This is a genomic window from uncultured Methylibium sp. (assembly GCF_902826655.1).
GTDB lineage: Bacteria > Pseudomonadota > Gammaproteobacteria > Burkholderiales > Burkholderiaceae_C > Methylibium.
Window position 1 is genome coordinate 1 of the sequence record NZ_CADEFR010000095.1, and the last position, 8,375, is coordinate 8,375.

8 protein-coding genes and 1 pseudogene are annotated in these 8,375 nt (G+C 71.3%); 2 read left to right on the top strand and 7 right to left on the bottom strand.

Annotated features, from left to right (window positions below; translation table 11 throughout):
* From atpE to QZV97_RS19725, 5 genes are all read right to left on the bottom strand, one after another.
* The coding region (gene atpE / locus QZV97_RS19705) for a F0F1 ATP synthase subunit C (protein WP_295646828.1) at positions 1-182 on the bottom strand (182 nt) is incomplete at its 3' end.
* Between the two features lie 90 nt (positions 183-272).
* Positions 273-1,133 (bottom strand): F0F1 ATP synthase subunit A, encoded by an 861-nt coding sequence (atpB, locus tag QZV97_RS19710; protein ID WP_295646831.1) that lies wholly within the window; start codon positions 1,131-1,133, stop codon positions 273-275.
* A 28-nt stretch (positions 1,134-1,161) separates the two neighbouring features.
* The gene (locus QZV97_RS19715) at positions 1,162-1,653 is read right to left on the bottom strand and encodes an ATP synthase subunit I (protein ID WP_295646834.1); all 492 of its coding nucleotides are present in this window, start codon (positions 1,651-1,653) and stop codon (positions 1,162-1,164) included.
* A 105-nt stretch (positions 1,654-1,758) separates the two neighbouring features.
* A complete protein-coding gene (locus QZV97_RS19720; RefSeq protein WP_295646839.1) occupies positions 1,759-2,598 on the bottom strand; it encodes an aldolase/citrate lyase family protein in 840 nt (279 codons plus the stop codon).
* A 46-nt stretch (positions 2,599-2,644) separates the two neighbouring features.
* A complete protein-coding gene (locus tag QZV97_RS19725) occupies positions 2,645-3,169 on the bottom strand; it encodes a GNAT family N-acetyltransferase (protein WP_295646843.1) in 525 nt (174 codons plus the stop codon).
* Between the two features lie 114 nt (positions 3,170-3,283).
* On the opposite strand from QZV97_RS19725, the gene QZV97_RS19730 reads away from it, so the two are divergent.
* Positions 3,284-5,905, top strand: a complete 2,622-nt coding sequence (locus QZV97_RS19730) for an SLBB domain-containing protein (RefSeq protein ID WP_295646845.1) — start codon at positions 3,284-3,286, stop codon at positions 5,903-5,905.
* A gap of 7 nt (positions 5,906-5,912) precedes the next feature.
* The gene (locus QZV97_RS19735; RefSeq protein ID WP_295646848.1) at positions 5,913-7,133 is read left to right on the top strand and encodes a Wzz/FepE/Etk N-terminal domain-containing protein; all 1,221 of its coding nucleotides are present in this window, start codon (positions 5,913-5,915) and stop codon (positions 7,131-7,133) included.
* On the opposite strand, the pseudogene QZV97_RS19740 reads toward QZV97_RS19735, so the two are convergent.
* Both QZV97_RS19740 and QZV97_RS19745 read right to left on the bottom strand, forming a co-directional pair.
* A pseudogene (locus QZV97_RS19740) lies at positions 7,123-7,853 on the bottom strand (alanyl-tRNA editing protein). The gene QZV97_RS19735 and the pseudogene QZV97_RS19740 sit on opposite strands and share 11 nt — an antisense overlap.
* A 1-nt stretch (position 7,854) precedes the next feature.
* Positions 7,855-8,375: VOC family protein (locus QZV97_RS19745; RefSeq protein WP_295646851.1), on the bottom strand; the 521-nt coding region annotated here is incomplete at its 5' end.

Genomic DNA, 8,375 nt, shown 5'->3' on the forward strand with positions numbered 1-8,375 from the left:
GCCGCGTCGATCAGGCCGGCCAGCAGGAACATCTTGGTCTGCAGTTCGCCCATCAGCTCGGGCTGGCGCGCGGCCGACTCGAGGTACTTGCTGCCCATGATGCCGATGCCGATGCAGGCGCCGATGGCACCCAGACCGATGATCAGGCCGGCGGCGAGGGCGACAAAGCTGATGACTTCCATGGTGACTCCTAGTGAGATAGAGAAACGAGAGATGAGAAAAATGATCGTCGATCGGAGATCGCTGATCGGCGGAACTGCTGCGGGTGGGGATCAGTGGGCGTCGTGGGCCTGGCCGACGTACACGAGCGTCAGCATCATGAACACGAAGGCCTGCAGGGTGATGATCAGGATGTGGAAGATGGCCCACGCGCTGCCCGCGATGATGTGCAGCAGCGCCAGGCCCAGCCCGGTGGCCGACAGCGTGAACGCGCCGCCCAGCAGCGCGATCAGCATGAAGATCAGTTCGCCGGCATACATGTTGCCGAACAGACGCATGCCGTGCGAGACCGTCTTCGCGACGAACTCGATCACCTGCATCAGGAAGTTGAACGGCCACAGCACCGGATGGGCACCGAAAGGCGCGGTGAAGAGCTCGTGCACCCAGCCGCCGGCGCCCTTGATCTTGATGTTGTAGTAGATGCAGATCAGCAGCACGCTGACCGACAGGCCCATCGTCATCGACAGGTCGGCCGTCGGCACGACCCGCAGGTAGGCGTGGTGCGGGTCGTGGCCGGCGACCCCGAAGGCCCAGGCCCACAGCTCGGGCAGCAGGTCCAGCGGCAGCAGGTCCATCGCATTCATCAGGAAGATCCAGACGAACACGGTCAGCGCGAGCGGCGCGACGAACTTGCGGCTGGCGGCGCTGTGGACGATGCCCTTGGCCTGCGCGTCCACCATCTCGACCAGGATCTCCACGGCGGCCTGGAAGCGGCCGGGAACGCCCGACGTCGCCTTGCGCGCCGCGCGCCACAGCAGCCAGCAGCCGATCGCGCCGAGCACGATGCCGAAGAACAGCGAGTCGAAATTGAGAACCGAGAGGTCGAACGGACCGTTCGGCTTGGCGTTCTGCAGATGGGTCAGGTGGTGAACGATGTATTCACCGGCGGTCGGGGCGTGGCTTTCTGCTGCCATGGTCGTCTTCTCGAAGCCTCGTCGTCGTTCAACGGCCGCGCCACAGCAGCGCGAGCCAGTTCACCTTCATGCACACCACCATCGTGACCAGCAACACCGGCCAGCTCAGCTGGGGCACCACCTTCGCGGCGATCACGAGCATCGCGATCGCCACCCCGATCTTCAGCATCTCCCAGAACATGAAGCCGGCCGCCGCGGCCACCGGACTCGACATCCTGCGAGCCATCCCGCGTGCCAGCAGCGCACTCGGGATGACGGTGGCCGCCGCTCCGTAGAGCGCCGACCACAGCGCCGCGACACCCCCCGCCAGCGCCCAGGCCACCAGGGCACACAGGACACCGGCGACCGCCTGGGCCGCCACCACCCGCCAGGGCGAGAGGGACGGTTGCTGCAGTCGCAGCGCCCGGGCCTCGTCGGGGCTCAGGCGCCTGAAGGGCGCATCGTCGGCTTCGTCCGCCGTGTCGTCGTCGTTCCAGCCGACGCGTTCGCCTTGTGAGGAACGCAGGATCTTGGAAGGCACAGCTGACTCCGGCAAAGCCGCGGGATTGTACGTGATAACCCGTGGGTTCCTTTATGTCCGGCGTCGCCGTTTGCGCGCGACGAGGCGGCGGAGGGCCGGCCGGCCTCAGTACGCGTGGGTGCCGACGTGGATCGAGTGCACCTGGTCGGAGTCCGGCGTGCGGAGCGCGGCCAGCGAGGCCTGCGCGGCATGCACCAGCAATCCGAGATCGGTGCCCAGGCCCACGAAGTCGAAGCCGGCGGCCCGCACCTGCGCGGCCATCTCGGGCGTGCCGGCCAGGGTGCCGATCGGCATGCCGACCGCATGCGCGCGCTCAGCCGCCTGCGCCATCACGGCCAGCACCGAGGGGTGGCGCGGGTCGCAGCCCAGGCCCATCGCGACGGACAGATCGGCCGGACCGACGAACAGCGCGTCGACGCCCTCGATGGCAGCGATCGCCTCCAGCGCGGCCAGCGCCTGGGGCGTCTCCAGCTGCAGGATCAGCGCGACCTGCGCATTGGCCGCCTGGGTGTCGAGCCGCTGGGTGCCGTAGCGCGTGGCGCGGCTCATGCCGGCGGCCCCGCGCACGCCCTGCGGCGGGTAGCGCATCGCCGCGACGGCGCGCTGCGCCTCGTCGACGCCCTGCACGAAGGGCACGATCACCGTCGTCGCGCCGGCGTCCAGCACCCGCTTGCACAGCACCGTGTCGTTCCAGGGCAGGCGCACGATCGGCACCAGCTTGGTCGAGGTCACCGCCTGCAGCAGGGCCACGACCCCCGGCAGGTCCAGCGGCGAATGCTCCATGTCGAGCACCGCCCAGTCGAAGCCGGCCTGCCCGATCGCCTCGGCCACCATCGGGCTGGCCGACATCAGCCAGGTGCCGAGCGGCACCCGCTGGTGACTGGCGCGCGGCTGGGCGTCCGGCCCGCGTTGACGATGCTGCAGCAGTTGCTTGAAGGCGTTCATCGCGGTCTCCTGGGCGCGCGGCCGCGCCGGGGTCTGCGTCCAGTCGCTAGTAGCGCGAGCCCGGCCCGTCGAGCCCGACGCGCAGGTAGTGTGCGCCCGGGATCGGGTTGTAGTAATAGGGCGGGATCTCCTCGAAGCCGAGCGACGCGTACAGCTCGCGGGCCGCCTCCATGTCGTCGAGCGTGTCGAGCAGCATCGCGGAGTAGCCGGCCGCGCGCGCCATCGCGATCAGGCTCTCGGCCAGCTGGCGCCCCAGCCCGAAGCGCCGGAAGGCGCGCCGCACGTACAGGCGCTTCATCTCGCAGGCATTGGGTTCGTCCGCCTCGGGCAGCGGCCGCAACGCTCCGCAGGCCGCCAGTTCGCCGTCGCAGTAGGCCAGCAGCAGGGCCCCGCCCGGCGCCGCATAGTCGCCCGGCAGGTCGCGCAACTCGGCCTCGAAGTTCTGGAAGCACAGGTCCACGCCGAGCGCCGCCGCGTACTCCCGGAAGATCTCGCGGGTCGCCTCGAGTTGCTCGGGCGTCTCCGGGGTCAGCACGGCGATCTCGGGGTCCTGGCTCGGGGGCGTGCGCATGGGCCGTCAATTTACATCGCACCCCGCCGGAGGTCCGAAACGCTTCCAGTACCATCGCCGCTCCGTTGGCCTCCAAGGCGCCCGGGCACAGCGCCTCCGACTCGCTCGCCATCCATGACTCCCGACCGATCGCCCGTCCAACCGACCCGGGCCTGGCATTCGACGCTCTTCGGTGCGACGCTGCTTCTGGGTCTGGCTCTCGGACCCACCGACACGCACTCCCAGACGACGCCGACCGAGCCGACCAGCACGACCGGCAACGGCGTGTTCAACGCCCCGGGTTACCCGGCCGCGGGCACCAGCGGCAATCGCAGCCGCGAGCGTGATCGCGACGCGACGCGCGAAGGCAGCACGACGCCGGTGCTGCGCGGCACGACCCCGCGCGTGCCTGGCGCGTCGGAGCGCCGACCCGAGGACGCGATCGACCCTTCAAGAACGGCCCGCGACAAGCTCCCGCCGGTGCCCAGCGAGTTCCAGCGCTTCGTCGAGGACGCGACCGGCCGCATGCTGCCGGTCTTCGGCTCGCGCTTCTTCGAGGACGCGGCCGACAGCTTCGCGCCGGTCGACAGCGTGCCGGTGCCGAGCGACTATGCGGTCGGCGTCGGCGACGAGCTGGTCATCCGCGCCTGGGGTTCGATCGATGTCGACTACCGCGCGACGGTCGATCGCAACGGCCTGATCAATCTGCCGCGTGTCGGCACCTTCCCCGTGGCGGGGGTCAAGGCCTCCGAGCTCGAGAAGCACCTGCGCGCGCAGATCGGCCGCCTGTACACGAACTTCAACCTGAACGTCACGCTCGGTCAGCTGCGCGGCGTCAAGGTCTTCGTGGTCGGCCCGGCGCGCCAGCCCGGGGTCTACACGCTGTCCAGCCAGTCGAGCCTGCTGTCGGCCGTGGTGGCGGCGGGCGGCCCGGGGCCCAACGGCTCGATGCGCCGCATCGGCCTGAAGCGCGATGGCGCGCTGGTGTCCGAGCTCGACGTCTACGACTTCCTGGTGCTGGGCGACAAGTCCAAGGACGTGCAGTTGCTGCCCGGCGACGTCGTCGTGTTCCAGCCGGCCGGCGCGCGCGTCGCGCTGACCGGCGCGATCGACACGGCCGCGATCTTCGAACTGAAGGGTCGCGAGGAGCCGCTGCGCGAGGTGCTGCGCTATGCCGGCGGCGCGTCGGTGCTGAGCAATCCGCAGCGCGCCCAGCTCGAGCGCATCGACCCGCAGCGCGGCCGCACCGCGCGCTACGTCGAGGAACTCGCGCTCGACGCGGCCGGTCTCGGCAAGCCGATGCGCGACGGCGACGTGCTGACGCTGCTGGCCATCTCGCCCCAGGTCGCCAACGCGGTGACGCTCAAGGGCCATGTGGCCCAGCCGCTGCGCTACGCCTACAAGCCCGGCATGCGCATCCGCGACCTGATCCCCGACAAGGAAGCGCTGGTCTCGCCCGACTTCTACCGCCGCAAGAACCAGCTCGTGCAGATCGAGCCGCTGCCGCAGGAGCCCTGGCGCGACCCGCGCCGGCTCGAGCCGCGGACGGACCGCCGCTCGACCGATCCGGCCTACGCCGACGACCCGACCCGGTCGCGCGAGCGCAACGCGAGCAACGGCCTCGACCAGCCCGACCCGGCGCTGTCGCGCACCCGGCCGCGCGCGACGGCCGGCACCGCGCGCGAGCCGCTCGATCCGGCGGCACCGCGACAGGACGCGCGCGAGCTGCGCGATCCGGCGCCGCTGCCGGCCCGCGAGGCGCTGAACCCGACCCCGCTGTTCGATGACATCAACTGGGACTACGCCGTCATCGAGCGGCAGTCGACCCGCGACCTCAGCACGCAGCTGATCCCGTTCAACCTGGGCAAGGCGGTGCTCGACGGCGACGCGGCCGCCAACGTCGAGCTCCAGGCCGGCGACGTCGTCACCATCTACAGCCAGAAGGACATCCGCGTCTCGGTGTCCAAGCAGACGCGGCTGGTTTCGGTCGAAGGCGAGGTCGGCTCGCCCGGCGTCTACCAGCTGCAGGGCGGCGAAACGCTCAAGCAGGTGCTGCAGCGCGCCGGCGGCGTGACGCCCGGCGCTTACGTCTACGGCCTGGAGTTCTCGCGCGAGGAAACCCGCCGCCGGCAGCTCGAGAACCTGCAGCAGGCCATCGCGCGGCTCGAGTCGCAGGCCGCGACGCAGGCGGCGCGCCAGGCCGCCAACGCCAGCGTCGAGACCACCGCGCAGTCGGCGCAGATCAGCGCCGCGGCGACCCAGGCCCAGCTGCAGCGCCTGCGCAACCTGCAGCCCAACGGTCGCATCGCGCTCGAGTTGCCCGACGACCGGGTCGGCTTCGACGCCCTGCCCGACGTGCCGCTGGAGGCCGGCGACCGCATCCACGTGCCGGCCCGACCGGGCTTCGTGACGGTGGCCGGCGCGGTGGCCAACAACAACGCCTTCCTGTGGCGCTCCGGCCGCACCGTCGGCGAGTACCTCAAGCTGGCCGGTGTCGAAGAGAGCGCCGACCCGAGCAACACCTTCGTGCTGCGTGCCGACGGCACCGTCATCGCTGCCGCCGACCGGCGCGGCTTCTTCGGCGTCGGCGGCGGCATCAACTCGCAGCCGCTGCGGCCCGGCGACGCGGTCTTCGTGCCGACCCAGCTCGACTTCGAGACCTGGGGCCGGGCCTTCGTGCGCGGCCTGAAGGACTGGTCGCAGATCTTCTACCAGTTCGGCCTCGGCGCGGCCGCGATCAACACCTTCAAGGATTGAGCTGCCGATGAGCGCCGTGCATGCGCAGGGGCCGGATCTCGACCCGGTCGACGACGAAGGCCCGCAGGTCGGTTTGCTGGACCTGCTGACCTGGCTGGGCGAAGACAAGCGCCTGATCGGTCTCGTCACCGGCATCGCGGCGGTGGCGTCGCTGGTCGTGGCCCTGCTGCTCGGCAACATCTACACCGCCCGCACGACGCTGCTGCCGCCCGGCCAGCAGCAGCCCAGCGGGGCAGCCGCTGCGCTGGCAGCGCTGGGTGCGCTGGGGGGTGCGGCGGGCGGCCTGGCCGCCAAGACGCCCGACGAGCTCTACGTCAACCTCCTGAAGAGCGATTCGGTGCTGCGCGCGCTCGACGAACGCTTCAAGCTGCGCGAGCGCTACGACGTCGAGACCTTCGAGGTCCTGCGCCGCGAGATGCCCCGGCAGGTGCGCGTCTCGGCGGACAAGAAGTCCGGCGTCATCTCGGTCGAGGTCGACGACGAGGATCCCAAGTTCGCCGCGGGTCTGGCCAACGGCTATGCCGAGGAACTGCGCAAGGTCATGGGCCGGCTGGCGATCACCGAGGCGCAGCAGCGCCGCGTGTTCTACGAATCGCAGCTCAAGGCGACCAAGGACAACCTGGTGAAGGCCGACCTGGACCAGCAGCGCGTCCAGGAGAAGTCCGGGATGATCGTGCTGGACAAGCAGGCCGAGGCCATCCTCAACAGCATGGCGCGGCTGCGCGCCGAGATCGCCGAACGCGAGGTGCAGCTCAAGGTGCTGCGCACCGGCGCCACGGCCGAGAACCCGGACGTGATCCGCCTCGGCTCGGAGCTGCGTGCCTTGCGTGCCGAGATGCAGCGCATGGAATCGTCACCCGGCGGCGGCAGTTTCATCGACCTGCCGGCCGGCAAGATCCCCGAGGCTGCCGGCGACTTCATCCGCGCGCGTCGCGAAGTGAAGTTCCAGGAAACCCTGCTGGAGAGCATGCTGCGCCAGTACGAGGTGGCCAAGCTCGACGAGGCCAAGGAAGGCCAGACCCTGCAGCAGATCGACATCGCCCAGCCGCCCGACCGCAAGAGCAAGCCGGCGCGCGCCGTGATCGTGCTCGTGAGCACGCTGCTGGGCTTCGTCGCGGTCGGTGGCTTCGTGGTGGCGCGCCGCTACGTCGCGCTGGCCAGCGACGCGGACCCGCAGCGGGGCGCCGCCTGGGCCGGCCTGCGCAGCGCCTGGCGCCTCAGGCGCTGAGCGCGGCCGTCTCGGCCAGACCCAGCACGATCCGCCGCGCGCGGGCGCCCTTCTTCTCGATCTTCAGCACGCGCACGCCGCCGATCTCGGCGGTGCTGACGACATGGGTGCCGCCGCAGGGCTGCAGGTCGACGCCCTCGATGCGCAGCAGCCGCACGCGGCCGCTGCCGCGCGGCGGCGCCACGGACATCGTGCGCACCAGCTGCGGGTTGGCGTCAGTTCCTCGTCGCTGATCCACTGCGTGCCGACCGCGTGCGCACCGGCCACCAGTCGCGCCAGACCGGCCTCGATCGCCGCGGCGTCGAAGGGCTCCGAGGTGTCGAAGTCCATGCGCGCCTGCTCGGGCGTGATCGAGCAGCCGTTGACCGGATAGGGCAGCAGCGCGCACAGCAGGTGCGTCGTCGTGTGCAGGCGCATCAGCCGGTGGCGGCGCGCCCAGTCGATCGCGGCGGTGACGCGCATGCCGGGCTGCAGCGCCGACAGGTCCTGGCCCGGCGCCGGCACATGCACGATGCGCCCGGCCTCGCCCTTGCGCGTGTCGACGATGCTGACCGCCGTGCCCGGCGCCAGCCGCAGCGCGCCGGCGTCGCCGGCCTGGCCGCCGCCCAGCGGATAGAAGACGCTGCGGTCCAGCACGAGGCCGGCCTCGCCGACCTCGACGATCGTGGCCTCGCACTCGCGCAGGTAGGCGTCGTCGCGGAACAGGGCTTCGGTCATCACGCTACTCATCGTGCCCGTCCTCGGGCAGCCCGCCGTGCAGCGTCACCGGGCCGCGCGGCGTGTCGAAGCGCGCCTCCAGACGCGTGCGCCCTGCGCGCGCCTGCTGTCGCACCGCCCAGCCGAGCCCCAGGGCCGCATACGCGGCCTCGACCGGCCGCGGATCCGCGCAATGCAGCGTCAGGTCGAGCAGCCGCACGCCGCTCGCCGGCATCGCTTCGGCCGGATGGACGCCCAGCCACTCGATCAGCGTCGGCAGCGCGCCGTCCAGCTGCGGCATGCCGTCGGCGCGCAGCGTGATGCGCCAGCGCAGCTCGCCCTGCGGCGTCATGCGCCGGGCCGCCGTCGGCTCGCCGGCGTCCTGGCCGATCGCCCGCAGCGCGGCGCAGGCGGCATCGATGTCCGCCGGGCTCGCCACCGCATGCAGCAGCCGCGGCGAGCGGCGCAGCGCCGCGCGCACCGCCGGATCGTCGAGCCCGAACCAGCGCGCGCGGCCGGGCGGCGGCGCGTCGGGATCGATGGCGA

Bases quoted from the DNA above. Each gene is read 5' to 3' on its own strand.
- QZV97_RS19730 (WP_295646845.1), top strand. From the start codon at position 3,284: ATGACTCCCGACCGATCGCCCGTCCAACCGACCCGGGCCTGGCATTCG.
- QZV97_RS19720 (WP_295646839.1), bottom strand. From the start codon at position 2,598: ATGAACGCCTTCAAGCAACTGCTGCAGCATCGTCAACGCGGGCCGGAC.
- QZV97_RS19725 (WP_295646843.1), bottom strand. From the start codon at position 3,169: ATGCGCACGCCCCCGAGCCAGGACCCCGAGATCGCCGTGCTGACCCCG.
- atpB (WP_295646831.1), bottom strand. From the start codon at position 1,133: ATGGCAGCAGAAAGCCACGCCCCGACCGCCGGTGAATACATCGTTCAC.
- QZV97_RS19735 (WP_295646848.1), top strand. From the start codon at position 5,913: ATGAGCGCCGTGCATGCGCAGGGGCCGGATCTCGACCCGGTCGACGAC.